Below are 16,960 nucleotides of genomic sequence, written 5' to 3' on the forward strand. Positions count from 1 at the left end.
AAGGATGAACGGAAAAAAGAAAACCCTCAGATACCGAGAGCTTCCTTCAAGACTTTGACATACGTCCGACTGACAGGTACATCAATCTGTTGGATCTTGATCGTATAGGCACCATTGAACCAGGGTTCGATCGCTTCGATGGCAGCCAGGTTGACGAGATAGGAGCGGTGGACCCGCAGAAAACGGTGATCCGATAATTTTCGTTCAAGTTCCTGTAACGTATCATTTGACGGATAGGATTCGGAACGGGTCACGATTTTTGTTTTTCCGCTTTCAGCGACGATATAGTCGACATCCTGCGGGGAAAGCAATTTTAACTGCTCTCCGGATTCGACGGCCAATCGTTCGATCCGCGGTGTTTTCAGCGCCGGTTTTCGCATGATTTTTTCAATCGCCCGAATAATCCGTGACGGATCATACGGTTTTAAGATGTAATCGTAAGCGTTCAGTTCGAACGCTTCGAGGGCATGGGCATCATAAGCCGTCACAAATAAAATCGCCGGCGGATGCGGCATCGATTGCAAACGTTTGGCGACGTCAAGCCCGCTCCCGTCAATCAGTTCGATATCTAAAAACACGAGATCCGGTTGCAACGTCCGAACGAGTTGTTCAGCCTCACCGACGTGTCCTGTCTCAGCGATGACTTCGAGTCCGGCCCGGACGACATGATACCGTAGTTCATCGCGGGCAAGTGGTTCATCTTCAATTAAGATCGTGCGCATGCGGCGCCTCCTTTCCTGTTTCGATCGGCAGATGGATGGTAATGGTCGTACCTTCTCCAGGTTGACTGGTCAATCGGAAAGAACCGTTTTCGGCATACAGGCTTTTGATTCGTTCCGCAGTATTGAACAGGGCGGTCCCGGTGCCACTCGATTCGATGACTTCCCGGCCGAGGCGTGTGAGTTGCTCCGCTTCAATCCCGCGTCCATTATCGACGACTTCCAATACCAATTGATCGGCGGTCAACCAGGCAGTGAAACCGACATATCCGGTTTGTCCGGGACTGAACGCATGTTGGAAGGCGTTTTCGATTAACGGTTGGAGAATAAACGGAGGAACGAGTAGTTGTTCTGTGCCTTCCTCTAAATCAATATCAACGAACGGACGGCTGGGAAAACGGGCAGCTTCAAGCGAGATGTAGGCTTCGATATGTTCCAGTTCCTTTTGCAATGGAATTTTCGTCGAGCGGGCGCCTTGCAGATTGCTGCGGAAAAAGGTCGACAGTTCCAGCAGTAATGTCCGGGCCTGTTCAACATCTGTCCGGCACGACGCATAAATCGTATTGATGGCATTAAACAAAAAGTGCGGATGAATTTGCGCTTCGAGTGCGCGGATTTCGGCATCCTTTAATAAACCGGCTTGCCGTTCCGCTTTGCCGAGAGCGAGTTGGGTCGAAAAGAGCTTCGCCAGTCCTTCGATCAATTCGACTTCGACCGCATCGAGTAATTCAGGGTGAGGATAATAAACCTTCAATGTCCCGATCGTCGTTTCACCGATCGTCAACGGCGCGATGATTCCGGCTTGTAACGGGCAGTCTGCTTTCGGACAGCCAATCTCATCCTGATCAGTGACGAGGCGGAGTTGTCCGTCTGTCAGGACATGTTCCGTCGGACGGGTCGTCCAGTGCCCGCCGGATCGATGGTGGTCACTGCCGACGCCGATATGTGCCAAAATAACCGATTGATCGGTCAAGGAGACGGCATCGGCGCGTGTTTGTTGTAACAAGATATCGGCAACGGCTTCAGCCGTTTGGATATTTAAGCCGCGTGTCAAATACGGTAAGGTCAAATCCGCAATATGCAGGGAGCGTTCCGCTTCACGGGCCCGGACATGCTCTTCTTCCCGCGTTGCGAGACGGATGATTGATAAGAACAGCCATACTCCAAGGACATTGACGACGGTCATCGGAAGAAAGATGAACTGGACCAGTTCGAGGGCGGCTGGAAACGGATCGGACAACAGAAGAATTAAAGACATTTCGAAAACCATTAAAAAGCCGGTCAGACAAATCGGTAATAACGCTTGGCTGCCGAGACGATCGCGCCAGTAAGGACGGAGTAAGCCGCTGACACCTCCTGCGACGACAGTCGATAAAGCACAAGCAAAGGCGGTAAAACCACCGAGTGTATAACGATGAACACCGACGAGCAGACCGGTGATCGTGCCGCCGAGTGGACCGGCGAGCAATCCACTGATGACGACAATCATCGTCCGTGTATTCGCAATAGCCGATGTACCATCGACCTGTTCGAGCCAGGTGTGCGGTAAAAACTTGGCCAAATCGACTTTGACACCGGTGTAGTTACTCAAAATCCCGTATGTGGCGAAAAACAGAATCAACAACCCAAACTGCCAGCCGGCTTCAGGCTGTTTCAGTAAACGCCTTGTCGGTCCCCACTGGGCGAGGATGAACGCTAAAATGATCATGATTCCGAGTCGTTCCAGTAAAAAGGGTATGAGTTCAAACATGACATCCCTCCATTCGTCCTAAGTGTAAACGTTACCGAAAAGGAGGACAACGAAAAAAAACTCCAACCGATCCGAGGATTGGTTGGAGTTTCCTTATAGATTACTGTGCATCTTTATCAAAGGTGATGCGTGCAATCGCATCATGCTGGTGAATCGTTTCTTCGTTGCGGCATTCGACGAAGAACGACGCGATGGCATCCATTTCGTAAAGATCAGCGGCGATTAGGCGCACCATATCTTCGACAAAACGTGGGTTTTCATAGGCCATCTCTGTGACACGTTTTTCATCCGGACGTTTCAGGACCGGGTGCAGAGGTGCCGATGCATTTGATTCTGCTGCATCAAGAAGTTCTTGTTTCCAGTTAAAATCATCCGCTTCATCGCGTAATGAAGCTTCCATTGTCACATAACCACGTTGGTTATGCGCGCTGTATTCGCTGATTTCCTTTGAACATGGGCAAAGTGTCGTGACGTTAATCGTCAGACCGACAGACAAGGTCGCTTCGTTTGTTTCTGTGTCGACGCTGACTGTTTGCCAGACTTCGGCATTCATCAATCCGCCGAGTCCTGTTGCAGGCGCTTTACGTGTGAAGAACCATGGGTAACGGATGGTCAATTGTCCTTCGGTCTGTTCCATCCGCTCAGCAAGTTCACGTGCGAATTGGATGAGGGATTCATTCGTGATGACCCACCCCTCGTTATGGTACTGATCAAGTTGTTCCGTCAAACGGCTCATGTTGATCCCTTTACGGTCTTGAACAAGCGAAGTAGACAGTTCGAATGTCGCGACAGTTGCTTGTGTCGATTCGCCGTCTTGGATGACGACAGGATGTTTGACGTTTGAAATTCCTACAGCATCGAGTGCGAATAGGAAATTCTTCGGTGTATTTTGCAAGTCGATCATTTTATCTTTTTCAGTCGGCTTTGTCCCTTTAATAGGAGGAACAGAACCAAACAGCTTGTGGCGCTCTTCTTTGGTTGGCAGTGTAACCGGGTAGGTAGACATTCATATCGGCCCCTTTGTCCTTTTGTAGTAATGCAAGTAGTAATAACATGACAGGAATGCTAGAGACGAGCAAGTCTGATGATTCCGTGAATGTGTTGTCGCGACGTATCGTTGCTATGAATTTTATCACGAACCTTCCTAAAAACAAAACTTACAAGGCTCGGAAGAAACAGTTTGCTTATTTTCAGGTATAACTTGCTTGCAATCGGGTATATTATCCTATAGTATATGTTCATATGAACGCATAAACGATGTGTCTAATGAAAACTTGATTTTCAATTTAAAATCATAACTTAGGAAGGAATGAAGTAGATGGATTGGCAGTTAGTACTTCAATATGCCTGGGTTGTCCTCGTCTTAATCGCGTTAGAAGGACTCCTTTCGGCAGATAACGCACTTGTCTTGGCCGTCATGGTAAAACATTTACCGGGCGAGCAGCAGAAAAAGGCTTTATTTTATGGATTAGCAGGAGCATTCGTTCTTCGATTTGCAGCATTGTTCGCAATCTCATTCCTCGTCGATATTTGGCAGATCCAAGCACTTGGTGCCGCCTACCTGTTAATCATGGGACTCCGGCATATTTATAAGACGATCAAAGCCCGGCGAATCGGTGAGAATCATGGGGCGGAAAATGAACTCGACGCAGAACCGAAATCAGATGAGCCGGTTTCTAAAGCCGAGTTCTGGAAAACAGTCGCGAAGATTGAATTCGCCGACCTCGCGTTTGCCGTCGATTCAATTTTGGCAGCCGTCGCACTTGCCGTTGCGCTCCCGAACTGGGGAACAGGTGAAATTGGTGGCTTGAACACCGGTCACTTCGTCGTCATTTTGACAGGTGGACTGATGGGTGTCGTCCTGATGCGTTTTGCAGCCCGCGTCTTCGTTAAGTTACTGGGGGAACGTCCGGGTCTTGAAACAGCAGCATTCGCCATCGTTGCCTGGGTCGGTGTAAAACTTGCGGTCCTCGCACTCGAACACCCTAAATACCATGCATCAATCGAAGGTACGATTTTCGAAGCATGGAAACTTCCGGAAGGATTCGCCCACAGCACACCGTGGCAAATCTTCTTCTGGACAGTCATGGTCGGTCTCGCACTCTGGGGTTGGTTCTCTTCTCCGAAGACGAAATCAAATCCGGATGCTGAAAAGAAAGTCGAAAAAAATCTGTAATTTCAATTAGGCTCTCCTTCAAGGGGAGTCTTTTTTTGTCTACTAATCCGGAAGAGCAGATAAAAAGAACCGTCAGATTTAAGTCTTGAGTCTTTTGCTTTTAGGTAAGCGGCCTTATAATAAACTTACTGAACAAAAAGGGGATTCGTTTTTATGGATATTGGATTAATTACACAGTATGCGACGGTTGGGCTTGTTTTAATCATTTTACAAGGTCTGCTGTCAGCTGATAACGCCATGGTCATGGCTGTTCTCGTGCGTCCGTTGCCGGACGATCAACGAAAAAAGGCATTGTTTTATGGATTGATCGGAGCACTTGTTTTACGCTTCGTTGCGATTTTCTTCGCGTCTTACCTGGCGACGATTTGGGAGCTTCAGGCACTCGGCGCCATTTATTTGTTCTATGTTGCCTTCAAAGGGATTATCGAAGCACGTTCAAACAAACATCAGGTTCCCGATGCAATGGCGTCACAAAAAGCGTCGCCGAACTTTTGGTGGACGGTTGTCAAAGTCGAGTTCTCGGATTTAGCGTTCGCGGTCGACTCGACGCTCGCAGCTGTTGCGATGGCGACGACGTTACCAATGATCGGCGGAACAATCGGCGGCTTGAACACAGGACAATTCTGGGTTGTCTTCTTCAGCGGAATCATTGGACTTGTCATCATGCGTTACTTCGCCAGCTGGTTTGTCGTCTTATTACAAAAACGGCCGGGAATCGAAGAAGCTGCCTTTTGGCTCGTTGCGTGGGTCGGGGTCAAGCTTGTCGTCATGACACTGGCGCATCCGTCGATTCATGTCTTACCGCATGAATTCCCGGAAAGCACGCTTTGGCAATCGATTTTCTGGATTGTACTCGTCTTGATTTTAGTGTTAGGTTGGTTTAGAAGTGGTACGAAAACAGACGAATAATAATTAGAAACGGACAGGGTCATCATTCCTCTGTCCGTTTTTTATGAGGAGAGATGACGATGCAAAACGGTAATTTTATTCGCATGTTGACACGGATGCAGAATGTCCCGCGTTGGGACGAATATGCCCCTCGCTTTCCGGATAATGCGGCGAGTCACAGCTTTCGTGTCGCTTTATTCAGTTTGATGGCGAGTTATATTGAAGAAGAGGTAGCAGATACTAAATACGATCGATTGACGTTGCTTGGAAAATCCTTGTTCCACGATATGAACGAGGTCATCACGGGACCGATTAAACACCGGACAAAAAAAGAACCGACGTTGCATGCCCACATCCAGGCGATGGAGCGCCAGGCGAGTGAAAAACTCGTTGCGTTGCTGTCGAAGTCCCTTCAACCGGATTTCACGAATTATCTGGTGTTTGCAGAAGATGACTCAACAGAAGGAAAGCTGGTCGAAGCAATCGACACGTTTGATGCGATGCTGTTTGCGAAACGGGAAGCAGAAGTGACGGGATCGACGTTTTTCCTCGACAAGGCGAATGAACTCAAAGAGGCACTATCGGTTCATCCGTTGTTTTCAATTCGGACGTTGACGGAGTCAGTTTGGGCAGAGGATGACATGTCACGTTTCATTGACAACGTCTTGATGATGGATACGATTCGGCGCTGGAAAGGACGATTCAATACGATTGACGACAATGATGCGACACATGCGTTCCGTGCGGCATCACTCGGTTTGTTCAACGGATTGATTGAGTCCAAAAAATACGGTGTGAAGATCAATACGGCAGAAGTCGTTTCGCGTCTGTTGTGTCATGACCTGGTCGAAGGGACAACAGGCGATGTCCTCGGACCTGTCAAACATGCGACCCCGGTCACGGCAGCAGCTTTTGAAGCGTATGAACGGACGGAAGGCGAAGCGTTGATCAATTTGTTGCCGTCCTCGATGCGAAAGGAATTTCACCGGTTCGTCGTCGAAGCAAAAGATGATACGTACGAAGGACAGATGGTTGATGTCGTCGATAAGCTCGATGCGTTGATCAAGATGAACATGGAACGAAAATTGAATGGTGTGGAATATGAGACCGGTTACCGGGCCCAGTTGAAGAAAGTCCAAACGGCCTATGAAAATCCATCCGTCGTCTTCTTTTTAGCTTATGTCTTACACGATTTAGACTACGTGACATCTTAATAGGAAGGAGGAAAATCATGACGAACACTTCACCGATTCAAACCAAACGATTGACCCTAATCCTGATTTTAGGATCACTCGCCGCACTCGGTCCACTTTCGATTGACATGTATTTACCGGCATTTCCGGACATGTCGCGTTCATTTGGCGCCAGTGCTTCCTCGATCCAACTAAGCTTGACCGCCTGTATGCTCGGGATGGCAATCGGGCAGATCATCGTCGGTCCGCTCAGTGATGTCCGGGGACGAAAACGTCCGTTGATATTGGCCTTATTTGCCTATTTACTGGCATCGCTCGCCTGTGCCTTTGCGCCGACGATTGAAATTTTGATTGCTTTACGTTTCGTTCAAGGAGCAGCCGGTGCATCCGGAATCGTCATCTCGCGGGCGATCGTCCGGGATTTGTTCGAAGGGCCAGAATTGACGAAGTTTTTTGCGGCGTTATCACTGGTCAACGGAACGGCACCGATTTTGGCGCCGATCATCGGGGGCCAAATTTTGCGGTTCGGCGACTGGCGCGTCGTATTTTATCTGCTTGCCATCTTAAGTACGTTGATGCTGATTGCAGTCGCGTTCCGGTTGCCGGAAACCCTGCCGGTTCATCACCGGGTCGAAGGGAATTTGAAGACGACCTTCGGGACGTTTGGACGCTTGCTGTCAGACCGGACCTTCATCGGGTATGCCTTTGCCCAAGCGTTTGCGATGGGTGCGATGTTTGCGTATATCTCCGGTTCCCCGTTCGTTTTACAAAACATCTACGGGGCGAGTCCGCAACAATTCAGTTTTCTGTTCGGTCTGAACGGGATCGGAATCATTCTGGCTGCCCAAACGGCCGGACGGTTGGCCGGGCGCGTCGACAGTGAGAAAATGATGCGGATCGCCTTGACGGTCGTCGCCTTAGCCGGGATCTGTCTGTTTCTTGCGCTGACGTTATCCGACTCCTTGATTCTCGTTATGATTCCGTTGTTCTTCGTCGTTTCGAGTGTCGGGATGATTTCGACGCTCGGTTTTACCTTGGCGATGCAAAACTACGGTTCGACGGCCGGAAGTGCTTCGGCCTTGCTTGGTCTGTTGCCGATGCTTGTCGGCTCACTCGTCTCGCCACTCGTTGGCGTGATGGGGGAAGAGTCGGCGTTGCCGATGGGCTTGATCATCATGACACTTGATTGTCTGGCATTGCTCGTGTATACCTTACTGATTGTCCGAAGAAATCAATAAAAAGATGCATTCAATGAAGCCGATTCCTTTTTGAGGAAATCGGTTTTTTTGTTGAAGACTGTATTGGAAGAAATGCTGTCAGAAAAAATCAGTGGATTTTGAAACTATTTCCAAAAATAAACCGTAAATAAAGAGGAGCTCAGCAAAGAAGAGAGGAGCAGGCGGATGAAAAAACGATCTCTTTCGGATACACGGCCGGTATCTGAACCGAAGAATCAGAGGACACTGGAGAGTTTATTGGCGCGGCATTACGCGGCACAAAAAAAGTATGCCCGCAGATGTCAGGAAGCAGACAGTCCACGGGAAAAAGAATTAGCCGAATTGTTATATGAAGAAAATCGTCATGCGTACCTTCAAGCTTACCGGCAACTGTACGGATCGAATCCGTTTATCGAGGTGACCGAAGATGGACGTTAGTACGCTTTATCTGTATGCCCTTGCCGCTGCTGCCTGCGGTGTTTTACTGTCTGTCGTTTTTTCAGACTTGATTCCCGGTATTGATCAAATCTTTCATCCGACGTTAATCCTGTCCTTTGTCATTTTGACATCCGCTTTCGGATTCGGACTCGAGCATCTGACGTCACTTGGTTCGCTCGTTATTTTGCTGATCAGTGCCGGTATCAGTCTCATCTTGACGTCTTTGTTGCATTTATTCATTTTTGTACCGCTTGCGAAAGCGGAGCAATCCATCAGTTTTTCGGAACAGACGCTTGAAGGACGCAGTGCCATCGTCATCCTCCCGATTCCGGAGGACGGCTACGGTGAAATTCTCGTCGATGATGTGTCAGGACGGATTGCCAAATCCGCCGTTCTTTTTGAAGGTCCGGCTCTGGCACAAGGAACAAAAGTCATCATCATTGAAATTAAACAAGGCGTGGCGCATGTCATGACCTATCCTACGCAGTGGAAAGAGGAGATGTTTTCATGAATCCGATTATTATTGTAGCAATCATAGCCGGCGCACTGATTTTAGCGCTGATCGCCTTATTCGTCACAAAGTACCGCACAGTCGGACCGGAAGAAGCGTTGATTGTGTCCGGGAGTTATCTCGGGAACAGTCCGACCGTCAACACTGATGAATCCGGCAACCGGGTCAAAATCATCCGTGGCGGCGGAGCGTTTATCTTACCTGTCTTTCAACAAGCATCCCCGCTCAGTCTGCTGTCGAGCAAGCTCGAAGTGACGACACCGGAAGTCTATACAGAGCAGGGTGTTCCGGTCATGGCAGACGGGACAGCAATCATCAAAATCGGCAGCTCGATTTCTGAAATCGCGACGGCAGCCGAACAATTCCTCGGTAAATCAAAAGAAGACCGAGAAGGCGAAGCACGGGAAGTCCTTGAAGGGCACTTACGGTCAATTCTTGGTTCGATGACAGTCGAAGAAATTTACAAAAACCGTGATAAATTCTCACAGGAAGTGCAACGTGTCGCGTCACAGGATTTAGCGAAAATGGGACTGATCATCGTCTCGTTCACGATCAAAGACGTCCGCGATAAAAACGGTTATTTGGAATCACTCGGGAAACCGCGGATTGCCCAGGTCCGCCGCGATGCCGATATCGCAACAGCCGACGCAGAAAAAGAAACACGGATCAAGCGGGCGGAAGCCTCAAAAGATGCGAAAAAAGCTGAACTCGAACGGGCAACGGAAATTGCGGAAGCGGAAAAAGAAAATCAACTGAAGATGGCAGATTACCGCCGCGAGCAGGATATCGCAAAAGCGAAAGCCGACCAGGCGTATGATCTTGAAAATGCACGCGCCCAGCAGGAAGTCACGGAACAACAGATGCAAATTAAAATCATCGAACGTCAGAAACAAATTGAGCTCGAAGAACGCGAGATTCTTCGTCGTGAGAAACAATACGATGCGGAAGTCAAAAAACGGGCGGACGCTGACCGTTATTCCATTGAGCAGGCGGCCCAAGCCGACCGGGCGAAACAATATGCGGAAGCTGATGCGACGAAGTACCGGATTGAAGCCTCTGCCAAAGCCGACGCTGAACGGATTCGTCTTGACGGTCTTGCGAAAGCGGAAGCAGAGCGGGCGCAAGGGGAGACAGAAGCCGATATCATCCGTCTGAAGGGTCTCGCGGAAGCGGAAGCGAAAGAAAAGATCGCTCAAGCGTTCGAACAGTTCGGACAAGCGGCGATTCTCGACATGGTTGTCCGGATGATGCCGGAATATGCGAAACAGGTCGCAGCACCACTCGGCAACATCGACAAGATTACAGTCGTCGATACAGGGAGCGGCGAAGGCGGCGGAGCAAACCGGGTGACCGGATACGCAACCGACTTGATGGCGTCATTGCAGGAGACACTGAAAGCGTCATCCGGCATCGATGTCAAAGACTTGATTGAAAACTTCTCGGGTAAAGGAACGGCGAAACCATTGACGGTCAACTTGAATCAAGGGGAACCAGTTGTGTCCGGCAAATCTGAATGAAACCGAACTCGAATTTAATGACTTCGTAAAAGGTTATCTTTAATAAAATAACTAAAAAAATCCGAATGCTCCCATCCCTCTATCCATAAGAAGAGGTGGGGACATTCGGATTTTTTAAATGACGAATCAGGCCGGTAAATCATAGCCGATGACGATTAATCCGGGACCGGTGTGCGAGCCGATCGCCGCGCCGGCAATCGTAATTAAAACTTCGCTTGGTGCGAACTGGGTTTCAATCAATTGTTTGAGTTGTTCCGCGCGTTCGATCGAGTCGCCGTGCCCGATGATGATGCGGTGTCCATCGATCGACGGACGTGCTTCTTCCATCCATTCGACAATCCGGTTCATGACTTTTTTCTGACCGCGGATCTTTTCTTTTGGAATCAGTTTCCCGTCTTCGACCGTCAAAAGTGGAAGAATCGACAGTAAACCACCGATGAAAGCACTGGCCCGCGAAACACGGCCGCCCCGCATCAGGTATTCGAGCGATTCGACCGTAAACAAATGACGGACGGTATTGATTTTTTGTTCGGCATACGCTTTTGTTTCCTCAAACGAATGGGTTTTCGCAAATTCAGCGACATCTAACACGAACAGTCCTTGACCGGTCGAGGCTGTTTTCGTGTTGATGATGGCATAGGGGACATCCGGATACGTTTCAGCAAGTTCTGCTGCGAGCATCGTTGCGGTTTGATACGTACCGGATAGTTCGCTTGAGAAAGCCAGATAGATGAACGATTCACCTTGTTTAAAGTGTTCTGTAAAGACTTCGACCATCCGTGACACTTCTACTTGAAACGTCTTTGGTGCCGCCCCGTTCCGCATTTTTTCATATAATTCGACCGGTGAAATCGATTCGCCGTCGAAAAATGTCTCTTCGTCAATCAACACGCCGAACGGCATGACGGTGAAGCCGTAAGCGTCTAGTAATTCTTTAGGTGCATCAGCACCGCTGTCAGTAATAAAACGTACCATGTTCGTTCTCTCCTTTATCAACCTAGGACTTTTTCATTTCGATCCAACATCCGACCCAGGTTTACACCGAAGCGTTCGTTCTCGACCTCGCTCAAGACGGACGGCGTGAGTGTCGCGCCAAGTTCCATTAAGGAGCGGTAAACACGTACCAAGCAGTCTTCGACCGTGAAGGGGAGTTGCAACAGCTCTTCCAAAGAGGCCATTGTTTCGGGAACGACTGTCGGATACACGAACTTGGTCGCTTCTCCTTGTAGGGCGGCAGCATAAAAATCACGGACAAGTTGCGCCCGGGCACTGCCACTGCCGTTCACGCAGAGGTAAATTTGAACCGCGACGCCTCCGCGGACACGCCGCTGTGAAATACCGGCGAACTTTTTGCCGGCAATCGATAAATCATAGGATCCGGGGCAATATGATCCGACGACCTCACCGGCGACGATGGCATCGGTTTCTTCGGCGAACATCTGCCGGACAAGGGCGAGCATTGCTTCATAGCCGCTGTCGATATCGATTCCACCGCGTTCCGGGAGGACAAGCGAGATGTTCAGGACACCGGCATCGAGCACGACGGCCAGCCCGCCGGAATTGCGGATGACCGGTTGAAAACCATGAGCGTGTAAGACGTCGATTCCATCATCGAGATGAGGGAGACGCGCATCTTGAATCCCAAGGACAACCGTTTCATGGTGGACCCAGGAGCGGATGGCGGCACCCTCTGTAGCGACGGAGGCGCACAATGTATCGTCCATCGCAAACGATTGTGTGGCATGAAAGGTGTTTCCGAGTGACGTTTGATCAAAAATACGATAATGTTCTTGTTTTAAGAGTTCGATTCCCATAGGCTCGTTCCTTTTTTTCTAGATTTGCGACATTATTATAGCATACGGCAGTGTAAACTTTTTAATAAGAAGCCAGTGAAGCAACAGGAACGGACCGTTTCAAACCGAACTATGAACTATACCGATCGAGAACGAGCTACTAAAGGAGAGAGTGTATGTATCAGTCACTGGGACAGCTAAAAGAAACAAAAGTATTCAAGGATCCCGTTCATCGCTACATCTATGTCAGCGACCAATTGATTTGGCAATTAATCGGAACAAAAGAATTTCAACGTCTGCGCCGGATTAAACAGCTCGGCACATCATTTTTGACGTTCCATGGAGCCGAGCATACCCGTTTTCATCACTCGCTTGGCGTGTACGAGATTACCCGTCAATTGATTGATGTCTTTAATGGTCGCGCCGACTGGGACGATCAGTACCGCGAATTGACACTCGTCGCCGCACTCTTGCACGATGTCGGTCATGGTCCGTTTTCCCATGCCTTTGAGAATGTGTTTGGTGTTGATCATGAAGAATGGACGGAACGGATTATCCTTGGGGATACAGAAATCAAACAGGTCCTCGATCAGGTCGGGGAAGGATTTGCAGAAGAAGTCGCGTCAATCATCAACAAAACCCATCCCAATCAATTGCTTGTGACGATGATCAGTTCCCAGCTCGATGTCGACCGGATGGATTACTTGTTGCGGGATGCACATTTCGCCGGTGTCAGTTACGGAAAGTTTGATCTCGAACGGATGTTGCGTGTCCTGCGTCCGGCACCGAATCAGATGGTCGTCAAGCAGTCCGGGATGCATTCGATCGAAGATTACATCATGCGGCGTTATCAGATGTACTGGCAGGTCTATCTCCATCCCGTGACGCGTTCGAGCGATTACTTATTAAAAGCGATTCTTGAGCGGGCAAAAGAACTGTATACGGGCGGGTATGCCTTCACGATTGATCCGGTGCACTTAAGTCCACTTTTTACACAACAGATGTCGCTGAAGAATTATCTGGCACTGGATGAGACGATCGTCTACTTCTATTTCCAGCAGTGGGCAGAGGAAGAGGACGACGTATTAAGCGATTTAGCACGCCGGTTCGTGGATCGGAAATTATTTAAATATGTGGATTATCCGGCAGAAAAGCGCGCGCGTGTCCACGAAAAACTTTGTGCCTTATTTGAAAAAATCGGGCTCGATCCAACCTATTATCTGCTCGAAGACAAGCTCAGCCGCCTGCCGTACGACTTATATGGAGATAATGGCGAAATCAGTAAACAACCGATCATGCTGCAGATGAAAAATGGTCAGATGAAAGAGATCTCGCAAGTCTCGCCGCTCGTTCAGGCGATTGCCAATTCACGTCAGACGGATGAAAAGCTATTTTTCCCGCAGGAAATCCTGCATGACTTACGGGAATTTGCGAACGAGAAGATGCAAATCGATCAATTGTTACTTGGAGAAGAAATATGAACAATATCATCGCAACCATCTTAAAGTATGCCGGCTTGGAAGGGAAAGCGGTTATCCCCTTAATAGGAGCGACTTCCTCGTACGTGTTTCGAGCGGGGAATAGTGTTTTTCGAATTCATACCAATCCTGCCTGGCTAAAACAGGAACCGGACCTCGTCGCGCACGAGGTCTTTGCGTTACGGGCGACCGGTAGATTAGGGCCGGATGTCGAAAATTATCAATTGACGTGGGAGGGGGAGATTCCCCCATGGATTCAAATGACGTGTTTACCGGGAGAAGTCCGACTCGAACCGTTAAATCGAGCGTACCTCAAACAATTGGCAAAAACGTTAGTTGCGATTCATCAACTGCCGGTTCCAGAAGCCTTGTACCGGTATGCACCATACGTGACAAAGCGAACGGTTCCTTTTTGGGCAGTTCAAAAGGAAATGTGGCAACGGGCTGTGGCAGAACCGCCGGCAACGAGTCAACAAGTTCGATTCATCCACCGCGATTTTCATCCGGTCAATGTGTTATACGAATCAGCTGAAAAGTATAACGTAGTCGATTGGATTAGTGGCTGTGTTGGACCCATTGAAGCAGATGTCGCCCATTGCCGATTAAATCTGGCGTTGCTTGAATCGGTCGAAGCAGCAGATCAATTTTTAGCTGAATATATTGCTTGCAGTGGATTTTCGTACGATCGGAAATGGGATTTAACAGCTGTTTTTGATTTTGAACCGGACACCCTCGATGTTTATCCCGGTTGGAAAGCATATGGGAAGGCAAACATCAGTCAGGGCAATGTTCGGGAACGGATGGAAAACATTGTATTGAAAGTTTATGAAAATGACGAAAGCGGTTACTAAATGAACTTTACCCCTTGCAGTTCTTCCGAATGTTGATTATTGTAGTACTTGGGAAAGAGATTGAACGTCAGACCTCGTACTTATGTACAACTGATAAAATAAACTATGGATTGAGGGATAGTTCGTGAAATATTTAATCGCAATACTGGGACTTGTCATCGTGTTTGGTTTGGCATACCTTGTCAGCAGTAATCGTAAAAGCATCAAATTGAAACCGCTTGCGGTCATGCTAGTGCTTCAGCTTGTCCTGGGATACATTCTGTTGAACACGTCATTCGGCTATATCGTCATTAAAGGGATCGCTCAAGTCTTCGAAAAATTGCTCAGTTATGCCGCGATCGGTATCAACTTTGTCTTCGGTGGATTAGCGAACGAAGGCGCGCAACCATTCTTCATCAACGTCCTGTTGCCAATCGTTTTCATCTCGGCTTTAATCGGAATTTTGCAGTTCACGAAAATCCTGCCGCTCTTAATGCGCGGAGTCGGGTTCGTCCTTTCGAAAATTAACGGAATGGGACGACTTGAGTCATATAACGCCGTAGCGTCAGCAGCGATCGGTCAATCAGAAGTATTCATCACGGTTAAAAAGCAAATTGGTAAATTACCTCCTCACCGTCTGTATACATTATGTGCGTCTGCGATGTCGACAGTTTCAATGTCAATCGTCGGTGCATACATGACGATGGTCGAACCGAAATATGTCGTCACAGCAATCGTCTTGAACCTGTTTGGTGGATTCATGATCGTTTCAATCATCAATCCGTATACAGTTGATCCAAAAGAAGACATTTTGGAAATCGTGGAAGAAAAACAAACGTTCTTCGAAATGCTCGGCGAATACATCATGGATGGATTCAAAGTCGCGATCATCGTCGGCGCGATGTTGATCGGATACAATGCTTTGATCGGCATGGTCAACGATATCTTCTTGATGGTTCTCGGTATCTCGTTCCAGGATATTCTCGGTTATATCTTCGCACCATTCGCTTTCATCATGGGGATTCCGTGGGCGGAAGCAGTCAGTGCCGGTAGTATCATGGCAACGAAACTGATTACAAACGAATTCGTCGCGATGCTCAGCCTGCCTGAATACGCAAAAGAATTCTCAGCACGGACACTTGGAATCGTTTCCGTTTTCTTGATTTCATTCGCCAACTTCTCGTCAATCGGGATCATCGCGGGTGCTGTCAAAGGACTCGACGATCGCCAAGGAAGTGTTGCAGCGAGCTTCGGACTGAAATTGCTTTACGGAGCAACACTCGTCAGTGTCTTGACGGCAATCGTCGTCAGTATCTTACTCTAAATCGCATACGAATGGCAGATCTGTCATTTCTTAAAACAAAGCAGGACCCGACTAGAAAATCGGGTCCTGCTTTTGGTTTCTACTATTTTTAGCCGCGTGAAGCAATTCCGACCCGTTCGCGATGGAACAGCCCTTCATCGTAAACGTCATAAGCGAAGCGGGCGACATTGATGCGGGGGATTGGACCGGTTTCGTGGGTGAATCGATTGGATTCAATCAAGACGTCCTCGATCGCATCTTCTTCGACGAGTTGTGTCGGACAAATGATGGTATAGTCGACATCTGCGTCTTTTAACGTCAAGTAGGCTTTGAGATGATCTTCAGCTGCAATCGTCGAGCGACGACGGGATTCACTGGATTGGAAACGATATTTTCCCGGTTCTTCCGAAGCATCAAGGATGCCGGCCGTTCCGACGAACACGATTCGTTCGATTTGCTGTTCTTTCATTTTAATGATGAGGTGGGGAACCGCAACAGAAAGAATTTGTTTTTGATCGGTTCCTAAACAGCTGAAGACGGCAGACGTCCCAGCGATGACCCGTTCGAGATCGTCTGCATCCGTCGCATCTCCTTTTATAACCGTCAAGTGGGGATGGTCAGGTAGTCCATGCTGCTCCGATCGGACAAGGACCCGGACGTCATGTCCTTTCTCCAATAGTAAATCCAGTAAAGGCCGTCCTGTACGTCCGGTTGCCCCAAGTAAGCTGACTTTTGCCATGATGATTCATCCTTCCTGTGATAAGTATATGGAACAGGAGGAACGACGGGTTAAATCGTTCCTCCTGAAAAGTGTTTATTTGTCGGCGAACATGACGCCGGCTTGACCGTAATCGGTTTTCTCCATCTCTTCGATGAAAACCGTAATATTTTCTTTTGGCGCATCGACGGATTCAGAAACGGCTGCTGTGACTTTTTCGATCAAAGCACGTTTTTGCTCCACTGTGCGTCCGGATAACATTTTAACAGTAACGTAAGGCATGTCAGATTCCTCCTCTTAGCATAAGTACAATACGCCCTCAGTATACCGTACGCCACCCGGGTTCCGTCAAACCGCACATTGAAATTGAAAAAGATGGGTATAGAACAGGAATAGTCTGTCGGAAGCAAGAAGTAGTACTTAATAAAT

17 protein-coding genes are annotated in these 16,960 nt (G+C 48.5%); 10 read left to right on the forward strand and 7 right to left on the reverse strand.

Annotation, left to right across the window (positions count from 1 at the left end):
* Window positions 1-26 precede the first annotated feature (26 nt).
* The 3 genes from HNY42_RS02625 to folE2 all read right to left on the reverse strand — a co-directional run bounded on the left by HNY42_RS02625 (window position 27) and on the right by folE2 (window position 3,475).
* A complete protein-coding gene (locus HNY42_RS02625) occupies window positions 27-722 on the reverse strand; it encodes a LytR/AlgR family response regulator transcription factor (protein ID WP_131973409.1) in 696 nt (231 codons plus the stop codon).
* Complete coding sequence (locus HNY42_RS02630) at window positions 703-2,469, reverse strand: LytS/YhcK type 5TM receptor domain-containing protein (protein ID WP_188005017.1); 1,767 nt, start codon at window positions 2,467-2,469, stop codon at window positions 703-705. The genes HNY42_RS02625 and HNY42_RS02630 overlap by 20 nt, the downstream gene beginning before the upstream one ends.
* Window positions 2,470-2,569: 100 nt before the next feature.
* The gene (gene folE2, locus HNY42_RS02635) at window positions 2,570-3,475 is read right to left on the reverse strand and encodes a GTP cyclohydrolase FolE2 (RefSeq protein ID WP_131503258.1); all 906 of its coding nucleotides are present in this window, start codon (window positions 3,473-3,475) and stop codon (window positions 2,570-2,572) included.
* 312 nt (window positions 3,476-3,787) lie between these two features.
* Here folE2 and HNY42_RS02640 point away from each other — a divergent pair, with 312 nt between their 5' ends.
* The 7 genes from HNY42_RS02640 (at window position 3,788) to HNY42_RS02670 (ending at window position 10,409) form a co-directional block, all read left to right on the forward strand.
* A complete protein-coding gene (locus tag HNY42_RS02640; protein ID WP_131503259.1) occupies window positions 3,788-4,645 on the forward strand; it encodes a TerC family protein in 858 nt (285 codons plus the stop codon).
* Between the two features lie 153 nt (window positions 4,646-4,798).
* The gene (locus HNY42_RS02645; RefSeq protein ID WP_131503260.1) at window positions 4,799-5,554 is read left to right on the forward strand and encodes a TerC family protein; all 756 of its coding nucleotides are present in this window, start codon (window positions 4,799-4,801) and stop codon (window positions 5,552-5,554) included.
* 59 nt (window positions 5,555-5,613) lie between these two features.
* The gene (locus HNY42_RS02650) at window positions 5,614-6,747 is read left to right on the forward strand and encodes a YfbR-like 5'-deoxynucleotidase (protein ID WP_131503261.1); all 1,134 of its coding nucleotides are present in this window, start codon (window positions 5,614-5,616) and stop codon (window positions 6,745-6,747) included.
* 17 nt (window positions 6,748-6,764) lie between these two features.
* Complete coding sequence (locus HNY42_RS02655) at window positions 6,765-7,964, forward strand: Bcr/CflA family multidrug efflux MFS transporter (protein ID WP_188005018.1); 1,200 nt, start codon at window positions 6,765-6,767, stop codon at window positions 7,962-7,964.
* Between the two features lie 165 nt (window positions 7,965-8,129).
* Entirely contained in the window at window positions 8,130-8,381 is a 252-nt protein-coding gene (locus tag HNY42_RS02660) for a hypothetical protein (RefSeq protein ID WP_131503263.1), read from the forward strand.
* On the forward strand, window positions 8,371-8,892 hold the full coding sequence (locus HNY42_RS02665; protein ID WP_131503264.1) for an NfeD family protein: 522 nt from the start codon (window positions 8,371-8,373) through the stop codon (window positions 8,890-8,892). Before HNY42_RS02660 ends, HNY42_RS02665 begins: the two co-directional genes overlap by 11 nt.
* Entirely contained in the window at window positions 8,889-10,409 is a 1,521-nt protein-coding gene (locus tag HNY42_RS02670) for a flotillin lipid rafts scaffold protein FloT (protein WP_131503265.1), read from the forward strand. Before HNY42_RS02665 ends, HNY42_RS02670 begins: the two co-directional genes overlap by 4 nt.
* A 126-nt stretch (window positions 10,410-10,535) precedes the next feature.
* On the opposite strand, the gene HNY42_RS02675 is transcribed toward HNY42_RS02670, so the two are convergent.
* Both HNY42_RS02675 and HNY42_RS02680 read right to left on the reverse strand, forming a co-directional pair.
* Window positions 10,536-11,384, reverse strand: coding sequence for a DegV family protein (locus HNY42_RS02675; protein ID WP_188005019.1), 849 nt, complete (start codon window positions 11,382-11,384; stop codon window positions 10,536-10,538).
* Window positions 11,385-11,401: 17 nt separating this feature from the next.
* Complete coding sequence (locus tag HNY42_RS02680; RefSeq protein WP_131503267.1) at window positions 11,402-12,223, reverse strand: octanoyl-[GcvH]:protein N-octanoyltransferase; 822 nt, start codon at window positions 12,221-12,223, stop codon at window positions 11,402-11,404.
* Between the two features lie 155 nt (window positions 12,224-12,378).
* Here HNY42_RS02680 and HNY42_RS02685 point away from each other — a divergent pair, with 155 nt between their 5' ends.
* The 3 genes from HNY42_RS02685 to HNY42_RS02695 all read left to right on the forward strand — a co-directional run bounded on the left by HNY42_RS02685 (window position 12,379) and on the right by HNY42_RS02695 (window position 15,834).
* Window positions 12,379-13,683 carry an HD domain-containing protein gene (locus HNY42_RS02685; RefSeq protein ID WP_188005020.1) on the forward strand — a complete coding sequence of 435 codons (1,305 nt, stop codon included), beginning with the start codon at window positions 12,379-12,381 and terminating at the stop codon, window positions 13,681-13,683.
* Window positions 13,680-14,531 carry an aminoglycoside phosphotransferase family protein gene (locus HNY42_RS02690; RefSeq protein WP_131973401.1) on the forward strand — a complete coding sequence of 284 codons (852 nt, stop codon included), beginning with the start codon at window positions 13,680-13,682 and terminating at the stop codon, window positions 14,529-14,531. The genes HNY42_RS02685 and HNY42_RS02690 overlap by 4 nt, the downstream gene beginning before the upstream one ends.
* A 124-nt stretch (window positions 14,532-14,655) precedes the next feature.
* On the forward strand, window positions 14,656-15,834 hold the full coding sequence (locus HNY42_RS02695) for a NupC/NupG family nucleoside CNT transporter (protein ID WP_114597149.1): 1,179 nt from the start codon (window positions 14,656-14,658) through the stop codon (window positions 15,832-15,834).
* Window positions 15,835-15,922: 88 nt separating this feature from the next.
* Here HNY42_RS02695 and HNY42_RS02700 read toward each other — a convergent pair whose 3' ends face one another.
* Window positions 15,923-16,552 (reverse strand): NAD(P)-dependent oxidoreductase, encoded by a 630-nt coding sequence (locus HNY42_RS02700; protein WP_131503270.1) that lies wholly within the window; start codon window positions 16,550-16,552, stop codon window positions 15,923-15,925.
* A gap of 75 nt (window positions 16,553-16,627) precedes the next feature.
* A complete protein-coding gene (locus tag HNY42_RS02705) occupies window positions 16,628-16,813 on the reverse strand; it encodes a 2-hydroxymuconate tautomerase (protein WP_114597147.1) in 186 nt (61 codons plus the stop codon).
* Window positions 16,814-16,960: the final 147 nt, after the last annotated feature.

This window comes from Exiguobacterium sp. Helios, from assembly GCF_014524545.1.
GTDB lineage: Bacteria > Bacillota > Bacilli > Exiguobacteriales > Exiguobacteriaceae > Exiguobacterium_A.